The organism is Niveibacterium umoris, assembly GCF_014197015.1.
GTDB classification, from domain to species: domain Bacteria; phylum Pseudomonadota; class Gammaproteobacteria; order Burkholderiales; family Rhodocyclaceae; genus Niveibacterium; species Niveibacterium umoris.
Map to the genome: position 1 here is coordinate 1898771 of NZ_JACIET010000001.1, position 15022 is coordinate 1913792.

Below are 15022 nucleotides of genomic sequence, written 5' to 3' on the forward strand. Positions count from 1 at the left end.
GAAAACATGCAATGCGGGCACTGCTACCATGCGCCGGCGCTTCAACGGATCCGGCACAGGAGGCCACACTGATGGGCACTTGGAGTACCGACGCGTTTGGCAACGACGAGGCGTGCGACTGGGTCTATGACCTGGTCGTTACCGAAGACCTGTCGGCCATCGAGGCCGCCATCGACGCGGTGGAACGGGGCCCGGATGCATCCGCCGCGGTCGAAGCGCTGGCGGCTATCGAAACGATCGCCCGCTTGCGGGGCCACCCCGGCGCGCGCAGCGCCTACACCGAACGGCTCGACGACTGGGTACTCCGCACTCGCCTCATGCCGCCAGAGGCCCTGATGCAGCGCGCCCTGGCAGCGATCGCGCACATCCTCGGCGAGGATTCCGAACTCAAGGAGCTGTGGGACGAAACGCCTGACGCGCAGGCCTGGATCGAATCGGTACGGGCATTGCAGTCCCGCCTGCTCGCACCGCCGGCGCCGCTCGAAGCAGCCCCGGAGGCACACGGCGATCACATCGCCGCGCTGATCCGGCGTGCGGGCACGATCCGCTTCGCGGTGCCCGACGTCGCCCCCGAGTCCCCAGTAGGTGCGTTGTACAACGCCGTGATGGCTGCCGACGCGCTGAGCGACGCGGCCCGCGTTCGCGAAATCATTGGCTGGATCTGGCAGCCGGTGGCACAGCTGGGCAAGCCGGGCATCGCGTGGGATCTGGCCGTGCGCGAAGCCAAGACCTGGGCGAACGAGGGGCTGCTGGACGAAGCGCTGGCTGGCCTCGAAGCATGGCGCGGCGCAGCGGTCGTGGCCGGGCCGGGGCAGTTCGAGATCCGCGCAGCCGGGCTCTGCGTGAACGGGCGCGACCTCGACCGCGCCCGCGCGCTGCGTGCAGTGGCCTGCGCCGCAGCGCCCGACCCCAGCCTGTGGCATCTCGACGCAGCCCTGCTCGAAGCGCGACTCGGTTCGGTCGCCCTGGCGCGCGAGATCCTGGCGACGCATGCCGACGCCTTCGACAACGAAAAGCTCAAGCCGGTGGTCGACTTCATCCAGGGCATCCTCGCCTGCCGCGACCACGACCCGCTTGCGCTCGACCTGCTGACCCGCGCGAGCGAGGAATACCTCGAAAAGAGCGAGACCGGCAGCCCCGCATCGTGGTCGCTGTTCTCAATCTGCGCCGGCTGGTGGGCGCTTGCGCTCCACCAGGCAGGCCGCAGCGACGACGCCCGTGCGCTGGTCAGTGCATTGCGGACGATCCTGCTGCAGCCCTACAACCTGGAGTTGCTGGCCGAACTGAAACAGGCCGGGCTCTTGCCCCCCGGCGCCGAGGCGCCGCCCTGGCCGCTCCCTGCGCAAGCGCATTCCGTGTTTCAGGCAGGCAGTCGCGACACGACCGACCACGGCGTGTTCAAGACCGTGCAGACGCGCGGGGTGAATGCCCTGACGCAGGTCGAAGCCTATCGCCGCGACTTCGCCGGCGGCAGCAAACGCTACCCCTTCCTGATCGGCGATGCGGACGACCTTGCGCGTCTGCTCGACGCGATCGAGCCGGCGGCCGACGGCGGCCGCGCGACCCTGGAACAAGCCCGCGCGCTCGACGCCACCGCCTGGCTTGAACAACACAGCCGCAAGGCCAAACCGCGCTGGCCGAAAGACGGCCCCGAGCCGGTCAAGATGGTGCTCAGCCAGTTCAAGGGCCTGCCCCAGATCCTCAAACCGGTGATGTTCATCGGTCTCATTGAACTGGACGACCCCTGCGAGTTGTTCGCGCGCATGGGCTACGGCGACTGGAATGCCTGCCCGCCGCCGCATGTGCATGCCGCGCTGCATCGCCACTGGCGCGCACAATTCGGCGCCGAGCCGATCGCGATCAGCAACGACGTCGTCGAATACATCGTCGCCAGCCCACCACAATCACGCAGCGAAGCGCTCGACCTCGCACGCGCCCACGAAGCCTATTGCCCCGACGTGGTCGAGCAAGGCGTGGGCAGCACCGGCAAGCTCGCCTCGTCGCTGCTCGGTGCGCCCTACTGGTACTTCTGGTGGGATTGACGCTGCGCGCCCGCGCAAAGCCATTACTAACATAACGCCCCGAGAACGAGGCAAGTCTTCGAGAAACCGGTCTTGACGCGGTCGGAATGGGCCCGATCAGCACTCAGACTGTCGGCGATGTTCCAGCTTTCGTTGATGCGGCTGACTGGTTTCGTCCGCAGTCAGCACATCCTTGAGGTAGGAGCAAGGATCGTAGCCGTTGAGGCGGGCCGATTGCACCGGGCTCATCACGGCAGTAGCGCGTAGTCCGCAGAACAGGCTACCCGGAAAAGCCAGCTCTTGCACCCGAGCGCAATCGACTGGATCGCTTTCTCGACCCCGTTGCTGTCGATCGGCAGCGCCCCATCCGCGAGATAGCGCGTGAGCGCGCCCCGGCGTTTGAGGCTGTACTCGAAGGCCTTGGCCGTCGCCGAACCCTCACCGACTTTATGTCGATGGACGACCGGCCTGCGGTGCTGCGCGTCGGAGGCGGGCCGCGCACGCTACTGGCGCACGCGCGTCCATCCCCGCGTGTCGAGTACGGTGAACTCGACCTCGATCACACAGAGTACGCCGAAGTGGCGCAGCGCCTCTTCGGCAATCAGACTCTTGCGGGCGGCGAACAACTCATGGAACTTGCGCCTTGCATGCGCCATGCAGCCGCCCTCGGCGCAAAGCGCCTCCGCCGTACTCGTCGGTCACCAAGGCGCCACGCCAGTGGCCGAGGAAGTCCCGCGCTGCCGCCCAGCATGGCTCTCGGTGAAGCCGTAGATCACCGCTGGTAGCGGCGCGAAGGCGGTACTGGTGCAGCCTCACTGACAAGCCCGGTGCGTCTTGCCGGCACCGGGTTTAAGTATCGCCTCCGCCGTCTCAGCCGCGTGTGGCACCGGATACCTGACGAGTTCGGCCTTGAGCGCAGCAATCAAGGGCATCAACTGCACTCCATACACGCATTCGCGGGGCACCTTCCAACCAGCAAATTTACTGGCCAGCAACGATCGCCTTCGCAGCGGCGTCAAGCGCTTCCTTCGGCTTCTTGCTGCCGGTGGTGATGTCCTTCAGCGCAGTGCTGAGGTTCTTCCAGAAGTACTGCATCTCGGGGTTGTTGGGCATCGGCCGCCCCGCGAACACGCCTTCCATCGCCTGCCGGATCTGTGTGTCCTGGAAGAAGTCCCAGAACACCGCCTTGCTCGCAGGCACGCCGATCGGCTTGTCGTCGTTGACCAGCTTGATCCCCTCGGGCGTCAGCAGAAAATTCTCGATCAGGTTGACCGCCGCCGCACGGTTAGGGGACCCCTTGGGCAGCATCGCACCAAGCACGCCGACGAAGGGCCGTGCAGCCTGGCCCGCCACCGTCGGCAATGGGGCGATGCCGAACTTGATGCCGGCCTTGTTGAGGCCTTCCCACGCCCAGGGGCCGTTGATCCACATGGCCTGCTTGCCGCTCTTCATCGCCGCTTCGGCATCGGCATACGACAGCGCCGGCTGCACCGCGCCCTGCTTGATCAGCTTGACCAGGACCTCGGCCCCTTTGACGGCGCCAGCGTGATTGATGCCGGTGTCCTTGCCCAGGTAGTTGCCCAGTAGATCGCGCTGGAACGGGTATCCCCCGTTGGCCGCCAGCATCGGCCAGGTGAAATACGGGCTCTGGGTTTCCCAACCGACCGCCCGGATACCCTTGGACTTGAGATCCGCCTCGATCTCGGCGAATTCTTCGTACGAGCGCGGTGGCTTGTCGATGAGCGCCTTGTTGTAGATCAGCGAGATCGCCTCGACCGCGATCGGGTAGCCCCACTGCTTGCCCTGCGCGGTGAAACCGTCCCACGCGATCTGCACGATGCCGGTCTTCATCGCGGGCGTCGGCTCGACCGGCGTCAGCCAGCCATTCTTGACCCAGTCGCCGATGCGGTCGTGCGGCCAGATCCAGATGTCCGGGCCGTTGCCCTTGGCCATCGCAGCCGCGAATGCCTCCGTCGGGTTCTCGGGCGTCTCGACCTTGACCTTGATGCCGGTCTTTTTGGTGAACTCGTCACCGACCTTCTGCAGGCCCTTGGAACCCTTGTCGTTGTTGATCCAGATGAGGAGCTTGCCGTTTTCCCAGGCAAAGGCGGGTTGTGCGGCAAGGGCACTGGCGAGGAAGACCCCGGCCAGCAAACTTCTCGTGAGTCGAAAGTGCTTCATGGCCAGGCGTCTCCTTTGTTGTGAATCGAACTTCGGCGGGTGGCGTGCGTAGCGCCACCGGCTTGTTCTCAGAGTGCGGGTACAGCGATGCTCAGGCGGTGTGCGGCTTGACGCGGCGGGCGGCTTCCTTGGCACGTACCCGCGCCGTGTCGGTGTCATCGGCGGTGGCGACTGCAACGCCCATGCGCCGTTTGACGAAGGATTCGGGTTTGCCAAACAGCCGCAGGTCACTTTCCGGAACGCGCAGCGCGTCGGCTACGCCGTCGAAGACGATGCCTTTGGCATCCACCCCGCCGTAGATTACCGCACTGGCGCCCGGCCGGCGCAGGGATACATCGACCGGCAAGCCGAGAATCGCACGCGCATGGAGCTCGAATTCGGAGAAACGCTGCGAGGCCAGCGTGACGAGCCCGGTGTCATGCGGTCGCGGGCTGACTTCCGAGAACCACACCACGTCGCCCTTGACGAAGAGCTCGACACCGAAGAGGCCGCGGCCACCCAGCGCCGCCGTCACTTTGCCGGCGATCTCGCGGGATCGTTCCAGCGCCACCGTCGACATCGCCATCGGTTGCCAGCTCTCGACATAGTCGCCCGACACCTGAACATGGCCGATCGGGTCGCAGAAAAAGGTTTGCACTTCGCCGTCGGCGCCGTTCGCACGCACGGTGAGTTGGGTGATCTCGTAGTCAAAGTCGATGAAACCCTCGACGATCACCCGCCCCTGGTTCACCCGGCCGCCCTTGGCCGCATAGTCCCAGGCTGCAGCCAGATCTTCCGCCCGCTTGACCAGCGACTGCCCCTTGCCTGACGATGACATCACTGGCTTGATCACGCACGGATAGCCGATGCCGCCATCGATCGCCGCGCGCAGCTCGTCCAGCGAATCGGCAAAGGCGTAGGGCGAAGTCGGCAGCCCGAGCTCTTCGGCCGCGAGGCGACGAATCCCCTCGCGGTGCATCGTGAGTTGTGCCGCGCGCGCGGTCGGGATCACTTCGGCAAGGCCATCGGATTCAATTCGCGCGAGTTCGTCGGTCGCAATGGCTTCGATCTCCGGCACGATCAGCGCCGGGCGTTCCTGTTCAACCATGGCGCGCACCACGGCCGCATCGGTCATGTCGATAGCGTGCCAGCGATGGGCCACCTGGTGACCGGGGGCGTGCGGGTAACGATCAACAGCGATGACTTCACAGCCGAGCCGCTGCAACGCAATGATGACTTCCTTGCCGAGTTCGCCGGCGCCAAGCAGCATCACGCGGGTAGCCGATGCGGTCAGCGGGGTTCCGAGGGTCATGGATCTCTCCGGAGGATGAAAGCTGCGGATCATGCCCCCGCGCTGGAAACTCGGCCACCCCGGCGGTCAAACCATGTCGCTGAAGCATCGCGGTCGACGAAAAACGCCCGCCGTGCGGCGGGCGTTTCATGGCCAGTCAGGCCTTTGCGATCACACGCCGTTTGCGATGTTCTTCGCAGCAGTGTCGAGCGCGTCTTTCGGCTTCTTGCCGTTGGAATTGATCTCCTGCAACGCGGCGCCAAGGTGCTTCCAGAAGTACTGCATCTCGGGGTTGTTCGGCATCGGTTTGCCGGCAAACACGCTTTCCATTGCCTGGCGGATCTGCGGGTCGGAGTAGAAATCCCAGAAGATTTCCTTCGATGCGGGGATGCCGAGCGGGCGCTCCTTGTTGAAGGAAAGCAGCCCCTCGGCCGGCAGCAGGTGTTGCTCGAGCAGTTGCACTGCCGCCGCGTTGTTCGGCGACTTGGCAGGAATCATCGCACCCAGCACGCCGACGAAGGGGCTGGCCGGTTGACCGTTCAGCGATGGGATCGGCGCAATGCCGAACTTGATGCCAGCCTTGGTCAATCCATCCCACGCCCACGGCCCGGTAATCATCATCGCCAGCTTGCCGTTCTTCATGGCGGCTTCAACATCACCCGTCGGCATGCCAGCGTTCAGCACGCCCGACTTCACCAGCTTCTGCAGCACTTCGGCGCCCTGCACCGCGCCGGGGTGGTTCACGCCAGTGTTCTTCGGCTCATAGTTGCCGAGCAGATCGCGGCGGAACACATAGCCACCGTTGGCGGCGAGCATCGGCCACGAGAAATAGGGGTTGTTCACTTCCCAGCCGATCGCCCCCACGCCCTTCGCTTTGAGCGTTGCATGAACGGCAGGAATATCTTCAAAGGCCTTGGGCGGCACCGGCACCAGGCTCTTGTTGTACACCAGGCTGAGCGCCTCGACCGCCACCGGATACGCCCAGATCTTGCCCTTCGAGGTTACGCCATCCCAGGCGACCTGAACGATGTTGTTCTTGAGCGTCTGGGAGACCGCCATCGATGACAGCCAGCCCTTGGCCGCCCAGTCACCGATGCGATCGTGCGGCCACATGAAGATGTCCGGGCCACTGCTGCCCGACATCGCCGATTCGAATGCGCCAGTCGGATTCTCGGGCACCTCGACGACCACCTTGATACCGGTCTTCTGCGTGTAGGCGGCGGCGATCTTGCGCATGCCCTTGGCGGCGCGGTCGTCGCCCACCCAGATCAACAGCTTGCCCTTCTCCCACGCAAATGCCGGGGCAGCAAGCCCCAGCGCAAGGCCGATTGCACATACTCGGGCGCAACGGATGATCAGACGGCGGGTGACGTTCATGCGGAATCCTTGTAGGTTGTCCAACGGCCACCGCACCTGAGGGTATCTCGGCGCCCGGCCTGCAGAAAAAGACAAAGCGCTGCACGAAGGCAGCGCTTTGATATGGGCAAGATATTGATTCAGAAGGCAAACAGCGTCTTGATGCAGTTTGCTGCACACGCCCCGCGGGGCGCCGCCCTCAGTCCGTCAGTTCGGTACGTCCGCGAAACTGTTCGAGCGCTTCGGGATTCGCCAACGCCTCGATGTTCTTCACTGCTTCACCGTGCACGACATTGCGTACCGCCAGTTCCACCAGCTTGCCGCTCTTCGTGCGCGGGATGTCCGCAACCTGCAGCACCTTCGCAGGCACATGTCGCGGGCTGGCGTTGTCGCGGATAGTACGTTTGATCCGCTCAATCAGAGACTCATCGAGGATCATGCCGTCTCGCAACTTGACGAACAACACTACACGCACGTCACCGTAACTGCCCGGCGGCCAGTTCTGGCCGATCACCAGTGATTCGACGATCTCCGGCAATCGCTCGACCTGACGATAGATTTCCGCAGTGCCGATCCGCACACCGCCGGGGTTGAGCGTCGCATCAGATCGCCCGTAGATCACTATGCCGCCGTGCTCGGTCTCTTCGCAGAAATCGCCGTGGCACCACACGCCCGGGAAGCGTTCGAAATAGGCGGCACGGTACTTCGCGCCGTCGGGATCGTTCCAGAAACGGATCGGCATGCTCGGAAAAGCGCGGGTGCACACCAGCTCACCCTTCTCGCCAACGACCGGTTTGCCGTTCTCGTCACACACCTCGACCGCCATGCCCAGGCCCTTGCACTGAATCTCGCCACGCCATACCGGCAGCGTCGGATTGCCCAGCACGAAGCAGGACACGATGTCGGTTCCGCCAGAGATCGACGCAAGGCAGATATCCGGCTTGATTGCGTCGTAGACGTAGTCAAAGCCTTCATCGACGAGCGGACTGCCGGTCGACATCAGCACACGCAGCGACGAGAGGTCGTGCGTATCCCTGGGCCGCAGACCGAACTTGGCCGCTGCCTCCAGGTACTTCGCCGAGGTACCAAAATGCGTGCAGCGCTCGGCCTGCGCGAAATCCCACAGCACATTGTTGCGACACGCGAACGGCGATCCGTCGTAGAGCAGCAGGGTCGCACCGGACGCCAGCCCCGAGACGAGCCAGTTCCACATCATCCAGCCCAGCGTTGTGAAGTAGAACAGGCGATCGCCAGGTCGTACGTCGGTATGCAGCTGGTGTTCCTTGAGGTGCTGGAGCAACGTACCGCCGGCCGAATGCACGATGCACTTCGGTACGCCGGTCGTACCGGAGGAGAACAGGATGTATAGCGGATGCGCGAAGGGCAGTTCCGCAAACGCAATCTCGGTTTCCGCCACATGGGGTGCAACAAATGCAGCCCAGGACTGAGCCCGCGGCACGTCCGCCAGCCCGGCGTCGACGCCGAGGTAGGGGACCACGATCACCGTCTGCACTGACGGCAGCTTGCCAGCGATCTCGGCCAGCTTGCCCAGCCCGTCCAGGCGTTTGCCGTTGTAGTGATAACCATCGGCGGCAACCAGGATCTTCGGCTCGATTTGCCCGAAGCGATCGAGTACGCCCTGCACACCGAAATCCGGCGACGCAGACGACCAAACCGCCCCGATACTGGCCGCGGCAAGCATCGCGACCACCGCCTCCGGCATGTTGGGCAGATAGCCCGCCACCCGATCGCCCGCCACCACACCGGCACCTCGCAAGGCCGCCGCAAACTGCGCGACCGCCTGGTACAACTCGGCGCGCGACAGTCGGCGCCGCACGACGTCCTCCCCCCAGAACACGATCGCATCCGAGTCATCGCGTCGGCGGAGCAGGTTACGGGCGAAGTTGAGCCGGGCGTCGGGAAACCAGGTGACTCCAGGCATGCCAGATCCAGTCGCAGCTAAGTCACCGGGCCTGCCCATGACGTCCGCAAACTGCCAGATTGCTGACCAGAAGGCTTCCGGGGAAGTGATCGACCAGCGATGTAGCGATGTGTAGTTGCCCTCCGCGACGCCAAACTGCATGCGCACAAACCGCGCGAACTCGGTCAGGTTCGCGCTCTCGATACATCCGTCCTCCGGACGCCACAATGGGTTCAAGTCCATTCCAGTGATCACCTTGCTAACTGGTTTTTGCAGTCTGTTGCCACATCGTGCCCAAGAAGGACTTTACGCGCGACTCACCGAACGACAATCACCGACTCCAGGGGCAACAAACAAAAAAAACCGCCACCCGAAGGTGGCGGTCTCGAACAGCGCGGTTGACGTCTGCTTACGGCTTGGTAGCCGTAACCGTGCAGGCAACAACCCAAGCTTGCTGACCTTTCGTCGCGATGTCTGCTGCAAATGTAATCGCCTGATCAGTGCCACACGCCTTGGTGCCAGCACCATCAATGACGAGAAAGTCCATCTTGCCCTTCGTCGCATCGACAGGGATATCGACGTAACCGCCAAAGCTATCCGTGTTCACAAACTTCATGCGGCCACCCGGCCAAGCGGTATCAACGGTAACCGGGCCGCTCCAGGAGTAGACACCCCAATCAGCGTAGGTTGCACCCGTTTGCTGGAAATGCACGCGAAGTGAGCCCGCAGCAATCGGGGGGCCATCGGTCACAGAACAACCGACAACCCAAGCCTCCTGCCCCTTGGTCGCAACGTCGGCGGCAAAGGTGATTGCCTGATCGGTACCGCAGGCTTTCGTGCCGGTGCCGTCGATTACAAGGAAGTCCATCTTGCCCTTGGATGCATCGACCGGAATGTCGACGTAACCCCCGAAGCTATCGGTGTTGACGAACTTCTTGCGGCCACCCGGCCACGCTGTATCAACAGTGACCGGACCACTCCACGAATACACCCCCCAGTCAGCATAGGTTGCCCCGGTCTGCTGGAAGTGCACTCGAACGGAACCTGCCGCCACCGGCACCGGGCCAACGGGTTTCGGTGCGCTAGCGCTCACGAACACAACTGCAGTACGGGCCGGGATCGAGAACTTCCCGCTCGCGTTGTCGTAGGTGGCGGTCGCAGCACGCTTGTCTGCCGCGCTTGCAGCCTTGTGGACCGGATGCAGCTCATAAGACGCGCCAGATTCCGCCGCGATCGTGATGTCGTGAGCAACCTTGTCGACGTTGATGAAGTACATCACCTGCTTGAAGTTGGCGTTCTCGGTGCAAACCGAGCCATCGAGGTGACCCACGAGGACGGTCGGCTCCTGAGCGGCGCCAGTGTTGTAGAACTTCAAGCACTTCTTGACGTCGTCAGCTGTGCGCAGGCGGAAGAGCTGCGAGCTCTTACGGATCGCCAGCAAGTCCTTGAACATGTCGCGCGACGCGGTGATCTGCGTCGTCGTCGGCGTGTAGTTGGCCAGAGTGGCGGCAGCCAGGAAAGCCTTCGCCAGGTTCTGATCGCCACTCACCGGCAGGCCGACACCGAAATTGTTCGTGGAGTAATCCCAGAACAAGCGGTTGAACCAGTCACCGGAGTTGTAGCTGTTGTTGTCCATCGACTTCGAACGGAGGATGTCCGAACCCGCATGGAAGTACGCAATACCCTGGCTGAAACTGTTGATGGCTGCGGCCAGCGTCTGAACGCGCACACGGTCATCCAGACTGGTGCCCTTCGGCAGCTTGGCGACCGTGGCGTCCCAGAACGTGCGGTTGTCGTGGTTCTCGTAGTAGTTGACCACTTCTTGCGGGTCGGTCACATAGCCCGCCGGGTCATTGCCGTACTTGATGTCAGCGCCGGTCTTGGTCGAACCGTCACGGGCTTCAAACGAGAACGAGCGCAGCGAACCCGACAAACCAACGCGGATCACGTCAGCATGATCCATCAGCGACTCTTTCTGGCTCGCAGTCTGCGCACCGGTGTAGTCGCTGTTGTCGTACCACAAACCGGTCACATAACCTTGAGCACGGAACGAGTCGCCGTCATCACAGCAACCACCACCACGGATACGGTCACGAGCGCGATCGCTAAAGGTTGCAATGCCGGAGCCATTCAGCGAAAGCTGCGACGCTTGCTCGAATCGCGCACCGCTGGCGACTTCGCCAAAGTTCCAACCCTCACCGATCAGGAACACGTCACGGCCCGCCGCCGCATTCACGGTAGTCTTGAGCTGCTCCATCGTCGCGCGCGGCTGATGACCCATCAGGTCAAAGCGGAACGAGTCGATCTTGTATTGGGTCGCCCAAGTCTTGACCGAGTCAATCATGAGCTTGCCCATCATCAGGTTTTCGGTCGCCGTGTTCGAACAGCAGGTCGAATTCTCGACACCACCGGTCGCATTCAAGCGCTGGTAATACCCGGGAACGATGCGATCGAGAACAGCCTTCCCGTCGCGACCGGCAGCGCTAGTGTGGTTGTACACCACATCCATACCCACACGGAGGCCCGCGGCATGCAACGCAGCAACCATCTGACGGAATTCGACGATACGTTTGGCTCCGTCATTCGCATCCGACGAATAGCTGCCTTCGGCCGACGTGTAATGGAACGGATCGTAACCCCAGTTGAAGCAGTCTTTGTCCTTGACGGCATTGATCGCATCGCGCGCCGCCGTGGAATCGGCGGTCGAGCTACCGATATTGGGCGCCACACAACCGACTTCGGGGATGGTTGCAAGATCAAAAACCGGCAACAGATGCACGTCCGTCAGACCCGCCTGCTGAAGCGCCTTCAGGTGCTTCATGCCATTGGAGTCTTCCGTGAATGCCAGGTACTTACCGCGGTTCGCAGCGGAGACCGAGCTGTCGTTCGCCGAGAAGTCACGAACCGACAGTTCATAGATCGACATGTCTTCCTGCGCCGTCAAAGCAGGGGCGCTCGCGCTATCCCAGCCGGTCGGCTTCAGGTTTGCTGCCGAGAGGTCGGCAATGTAGCTGCGCTTTGAATCAGCATTAAGGCTGATCGAATACGGGTCCGTTACGCGATTGCGAATGACACCAGCGCCACGCACAAAGACATCAGCAACATAGACGTAGTACTTGCCGCTCAAGTCACCCGACTTGGTCAGGCTCCAGATGCCGGTGCTTGCATCGAAAGTCATCGCTTCGAGCGATGCGCCCTTGCTGGTTGCCGTGTCGTACAGGCCAAGCTTTACTTGCTGTGCCGTCGGCGCCCACACCTTGAAGGTCGTGTTGCCACCGGCAATTGTCACGCCGAGATCCTTGGCGTCTTTGGCTGCGGCGTACAGGTCATCCAGCGCGCCTGCAATTTGCGCGGTCGTAGCGTTCTGCACCTTGCCGGATGCGTCTTCCTGAACAACCACCAATTGATTGGTCAGCAACCCGGGAAGCTTGTCTGCATCGGAAGTCTTTACCGACAGGACCACGCCCGCCGCAACATACTTGAAGCGCGTCGCCACATCGGCCGGGACGGTGCCACCAACGTCAAGCGTCAGGGCGCCATCAGCACCTTTGACCGCAGCATCTTTCGCAGCAACGATCTGGCCGTTCTTCGAGTAGTAAAGCTTGAACACGCCCGTACCGTCGACTCGCGGCCACTTGATCAGGGACTTGGTGAGCCAGTACGCCTTGGCATCTTTCGTCGAAGCGGAACGAGTATCAGGAACCGTGGTATAGACCGTCGCGTCGTCCTGCACCAGCCAGATCTCTGCGACCTTGGCCTTCGGTGTGAGGTTCGCGTAATTCACAACGATATTGTCGTTGCGACCGTCCTTGTTGTCGGCGCCACCATTAGGATTGGCAGCAGTTCCGTGAATGATGAATTCAAGTGACTTCTTGGTGTTGTCGGTCGTCGGGTTGATCACCGGAATGTCAAAGACAACCTCGGCTGGCGATACGACGGCATAGCCCGGCATCTTGTCGAGCGTAATGGCAGTACCCCAAGTTGGCGCCGCATAGCCCGCCGGCATCTTGGTCACATCCATCCCGTTCGAATCCCAGAGATGCAGGCCCCAAACGTCAAATTTCGAATCAAAGCGCTTGTAGTGGACGCGAATGGTGCTGACATCAACCGGACCGGCGGTGTCAGGGTTCTTCGTGTAGGTCACGCCATCGCCTTCGATGCGCCAGATTTCATTGGCGCCCGCCTGCAGGGAGTACTTCTGGTCGGCGCCGCCGTGATCCTTTGTGTCGCCGTTATGAAATAGATAGCCCACGTCGCCTGACGACGACGCCAACGTCGGCGTGTAGATCGCGCCGAACGCGTCGGTACCAGTAGCGTTATACCCCTTGTTCCAGCCCGGATCGGCAGCCGCGCCCCAAGTGTGCAACTGCCACCCGGTATAGACGCCATCCTTGCGCTTGTAGTGCACGGTCAGCGTGGTTGTGCTGGCCGGCATGGCCACCGACGCGGCCTCAGCCGGCACCGCCGAAAGCACCTTTTCGAAGTTTGTCGAATCGAGGAACGAGAGTTCCGTCTCTGGCGCGGGGGGGGTGTCGTCCCCACCACCGCCGCATGCGGCCAAAAGAGCCAAGCAAGAAAGAGCTACCAGTGAGCGCGCACGCTTCCAGATCGCCCCAGCGCTTTGCCTTGTCATTTGTCACCTCCAAGGAAAGTGTGGTTATGCCATCGCCCCGTGTTGTAGTTTTGTTACGTATATGTGCGCGAAGCCGGGGGGCGATCGAGCCGCAAATGTGCTCGTCCGGGGCACATATGTCAAGAATTCTTATGGCCTCATAATGTAGTTTGACTACGGTCAAATATCGTTTGGCTCATATTTCTCGCCAGCGGATATCGGCAAAAACCACCTGTGCGGTAAAGTTTCGACATGGAACGACTCCCAGCAAGCATCGTCCGCATCCAAGCGACGATCGACTACATCGACGACCACCTGGACGATGCGCTCGACATCCAGGAACTCGCGGCTCAGACAGAAATGTCGTTCTGGCACTTTCTGCGAGTTTTCCGGGCGACCGTTGGCGAAACCGTCAAGGACTACATCCGCCGTCGTCGCTTGACCCGCGCGGCTTACGAACTGCTTGAAACGCAGCAGAACATCATCGATATCGCCCTCGGCGCCGGTTTCGAGACGCATGAAGCGTTTACCCGCGCTTTCCGTTCGCAGTTCGGCGCGAGCCCCCGTGAGTTCAGGGCTGCGGGAAAACAACCCCAGTTGCCCCGCGGCATCCCGCACATAACAACGGAGTACTTGGCGCACATGCACTCCGGGCTTACGACGACACCGGAGTTCGTTGACAGCCCGGCACGCCGTCTGGTCGGGGTCAAGACGGAGTTTTCCGTTGCCCCCGAAGCCTTTGACTTGATAGAACTAGGCACCGAGGCGTGGAGAACCTTCGAGCCCCTGATCACGCGCATTCCTGTAAGGGCGAATTCGCTGGCGGGGCTGTGCAGTGACATCGTCGCTGCGGACGAGCGCAGCATCCAAGGCTACGTAATGGCCTGCGTCGAGGTGACCGAGTTTTCCGGCCTGCCGGAGGGTGTAGTCGCGCTGATGCGCCCGCCATGCAGGGAAGCACGCTTCCGTCACCGTGGCGCGGGGCAGACGTGGGAATACACGCTCCAGTACATCTTTGGCGCATGGCTGCCGGACAGCCACTTTGCCGTCGACGATCAGCCAGCGTACTTCACCTTCGACGCGACACACTCGCCGTTTTCCGAAGCGCCCGAAATCGACTACTGGCTCGCCTTGCGCTAACAATAGCCACGACAGCGTCCGTCGATACGAGTCCCCCAAGATGGGCACGATGGGCTGACCGCAATTTCTGCACGGGTCGGTTTCTGAAACATATCCAGGACGGTCTGATCGCAACTGCGCGACAGGCGCACCATTGTTGGCGTTACGGCCGGACTGATGCTGCAGCGCAAGAACAAATAACAGCAATCGCGATCAAGACTTGCTGCGCCGACACGCCGAACATCTGCCCCGAACGCGCAACTTGATGCACGGTCACGAAGGATCCAACAGATGTTTCGAGCTTGCTCCCCCGGGCGACCGAAACATGCGACGACAAACAGGCGTCCCCCCGCCGCTGACGTTGCAAGCCTCTGTCTCCTCCCCTTCGGATCCGGGTGCACCGACATCAAGGCTGTTGCGGCGTATCGGTAACGGTACGCAACCTTTTCATTACGCGCAGCCGTTGGACCGGACGACCCTTGGGTCGATCCGGTCAATTTTTTTGTAGCAAGCGGTAAGCGAATGACTACGGAACACGATGT

The 15022-nt window shown here is 62.1% G+C and carries 7 protein-coding genes and 1 pseudogene; 2 read left to right on the top strand and 6 right to left on the bottom strand.

Features of this window, described 5'->3' with window-relative positions; all coding sequences use genetic code 11:
• The first annotated feature begins 71 nt into the window (after positions 1 to 71).
• On the top strand, positions 72 to 2042 hold the full coding sequence (locus GGR36_RS08545) for a DUF4253 domain-containing protein (RefSeq protein WP_183634184.1): 1971 nt from the start codon (positions 72 to 74) through the stop codon (positions 2040 to 2042).
• Between the two features lie 227 nt (positions 2043 to 2269).
• On the opposite strand, the pseudogene GGR36_RS21885 reads toward GGR36_RS08545, so the two are convergent.
• The 6 genes and pseudogenes from GGR36_RS21885 to GGR36_RS08580 all read right to left on the bottom strand — a co-directional run.
• Positions 2270 to 2686 (bottom strand): annotated as a pseudogene (locus GGR36_RS21885) (IS66 family transposase); the annotation flags it as partial.
• A 316-nt stretch (positions 2687 to 3002) separates the two neighbouring features.
• Entirely contained in the window at positions 3003 to 4202 is a 1200-nt protein-coding gene (gene malE / locus GGR36_RS08560; protein WP_183634186.1) for a maltose/maltodextrin ABC transporter substrate-binding protein MalE, read from the bottom strand.
• A 91-nt stretch (positions 4203 to 4293) separates the two neighbouring features.
• The gene (purT, locus tag GGR36_RS08565) at positions 4294 to 5493 is read right to left on the bottom strand and encodes a formate-dependent phosphoribosylglycinamide formyltransferase (protein WP_183634187.1); all 1200 of its coding nucleotides are present in this window, start codon (positions 5491 to 5493) and stop codon (positions 4294 to 4296) included.
• A gap of 150 nt (positions 5494 to 5643) precedes the next feature.
• A complete protein-coding gene (gene malE / locus GGR36_RS08570) occupies positions 5644 to 6849 on the bottom strand; it encodes a maltose/maltodextrin ABC transporter substrate-binding protein MalE (protein ID WP_183634188.1) in 1206 nt (401 codons plus the stop codon).
• Positions 6850 to 7027: 178 nt separating this feature from the next.
• Positions 7028 to 8992 (bottom strand): acetoacetate--CoA ligase, encoded by a 1965-nt coding sequence (locus GGR36_RS08575; RefSeq protein WP_183634189.1) that lies wholly within the window; start codon positions 8990 to 8992, stop codon positions 7028 to 7030.
• Positions 8993 to 9158: 166 nt separating this feature from the next.
• The gene (locus GGR36_RS08580) at positions 9159 to 13319 is read right to left on the bottom strand and encodes an alpha-1,6-glucosidase domain-containing protein (protein ID WP_183634190.1); all 4161 of its coding nucleotides are present in this window, start codon (positions 13317 to 13319) and stop codon (positions 9159 to 9161) included.
• Positions 13320 to 13613: 294 nt separating this feature from the next.
• On the opposite strand from GGR36_RS08580, the gene GGR36_RS08585 reads away from it, so the two are divergent.
• Positions 13614 to 14501, top strand: coding sequence for an AraC family transcriptional regulator (locus tag GGR36_RS08585; protein WP_183634191.1), 888 nt, complete (start codon positions 13614 to 13616; stop codon positions 14499 to 14501).
• The last annotated feature ends 521 nt before the right edge of the window (positions 14502 to 15022 follow it).

Coding starts and splice junctions, on each gene's coding strand:
- GGR36_RS08545 (WP_183634184.1), top strand. CDS start 72: ATGGGCACTTGGAGTACCGACGCGTTTGGCAACGACGAGGCGTGCGAC.
- malE (WP_183634186.1), bottom strand. CDS start 4,202: ATGAAGCACTTTCGACTCACGAGAAGTTTGCTGGCCGGGGTCTTCCTC.
- purT (WP_183634187.1), bottom strand. CDS start 5,493: ATGACCCTCGGAACCCCGCTGACCGCATCGGCTACCCGCGTGATGCTG.
- malE (WP_183634188.1), bottom strand. CDS start 6,849: ATGAACGTCACCCGCCGTCTGATCATCCGTTGCGCCCGAGTATGTGCA.
- GGR36_RS08575 (WP_183634189.1), bottom strand. CDS start 8,992: ATGGACTTGAACCCATTGTGGCGTCCGGAGGACGGATGTATCGAGAGC.
- GGR36_RS08585 (WP_183634191.1), top strand. CDS start 13,614: ATGGAACGACTCCCAGCAAGCATCGTCCGCATCCAAGCGACGATCGAC.